The sequence below is a fragment of the Streptomyces sp. LaBMicrA B280 genome (assembly GCF_049222185.1).
Taxonomy (GTDB): domain Bacteria; phylum Actinomycetota; class Actinomycetes; order Streptomycetales; family Streptomycetaceae; genus Streptomyces; species Streptomyces murinus.
Map to the genome: position 1 here is coordinate 1 of NZ_JBMJCT010000077.1, position 1,459 is coordinate 1,459.

Here is a 1,459-nt window from a genome sequence, read left to right on the forward strand (position 1 = left end):
ATCAGCCCAGGCTTCTTTGGAGTTCGATCAGGCGCTTCAGGCTCGCGCCACCCAGAAGGGAAAGAGGTCGCGCAAGGGAGGGCTGAGTGGCAAGTCCCCCTGAAACTAAAAACCCCCCACAGGTGGCAGCCTGCGAGGGGTTTGGATCAAAGAGCACTGGGAAAGAGCTCACCGACAAGCATACCACCCGCACTCGGGAGGACTATGCACGGGAGCGCTACCGCCTCGATGGGCTAATCAAGAGCCTCCTTCGGGCCGATGCCATCAAGAACAGCCCCGGCCAGTACCCCGCCAATGTCCACCGCTCGATCGGTTGCACTTGGGTTCGTGTCAGCCCCCAAGTCTCCCTTGTTCGGCCTGATGGAAAGCCCAGTTATCACTACAAGGGTCTGAGGATCTGCGGCAGCGTCCATACCTGCCCCCTTTGTGCTTCCAAGATCCAAGAGCGTCGCCGGCAGGAAGTTGCCCAGGCAATCGAATGGGGGGAAGCCCAGGGCAAGTCCGTTGTCATGGTTTCCTACACCTTCCCGCATCGCGTTGACCAGCCGCTCGCGCTGCTTCTTCGCCTTCAGCAGGAAGCAATCAAGTCTCTGCGTGAGGGCAAGGCTTACAAGAACCTGATGGCCTCAGTCGGTCACGCGGGTCGCATCCGCACGTTGGAAGTGACCCACGGGCGTAACGGTTGGCACCCGCATACCCATGAGCTGCTGATCGTCAGCCCATCTGCTGATCCCGGACGGATGAAGGTGGCCCTGTCGAATCTATGGCTGAAGGCTTGCCGGAAGGTGGGCCTGTTTCAGCCTGATCGTGATGACGAGTGGTCTTTCCTCTCCCATGCGGTTGATGTCCGTGATGGTGATCTCGGTGCCGCTGCCTATCTGGCCAAGATGGACGACCAGAACAAGTGGGGCTTATCCCATGAGATGACCAAGGGCAGTAGTAAGCAGGGCCGCGCTTCTGGCTCCCACCCGTTCAAGCTGGCAGTTGATGCGTCCACGTCTCAGCTATTCATGGAGTACGTGAATGCGATCAAGGGAACCCGGCAGCTCGTCTGGTCTCGTGGGCTCAAAGCCGCGGTTGGTCTCGATGAAAAGACCGATGAGCAGATCGCACAGGAAGAATCCACCCGTGTTACGGATCGCATTCCGTTGAGTCCTGACGACTGGCGAAAGGTCATCAAGAGTGATGCCCGGTATGACCTCATCCGCGCCGCTGAGACCGACGGCCACGATGGGGTTAAACGTGCCCTTGAAGCTCTGCCCGATGTTGTCCAGGGCAATGCCGACGATGAGAAACCACCCCGTCAGGTTCTACCCAAGCCCATCACTACCGGGTCAGTTTTTGACTGGATCGACAGTAAGGAGTTCGCCCATGCCTGCCCGCCACCCCGACCGCTACCTCATCCAAACCTGGCCTTTCGGAAACGGCCACCGGTTCTATTTGGAGAGGTCGAGCGCCC

The 1,459-nt window shown here is 59.2% G+C and carries 1 protein-coding gene; it reads left to right on the forward strand.

All coding sequences use genetic code 11. The annotated features are described in order from the left end of the window. Positions 1 to 122 precede the first annotated feature (122 nt). The coding region (locus ACLF5H_RS37295; protein WP_421680411.1) for a protein rep at positions 123 to 1,459 on the forward strand (1,337 nt) is incomplete at its 3' end.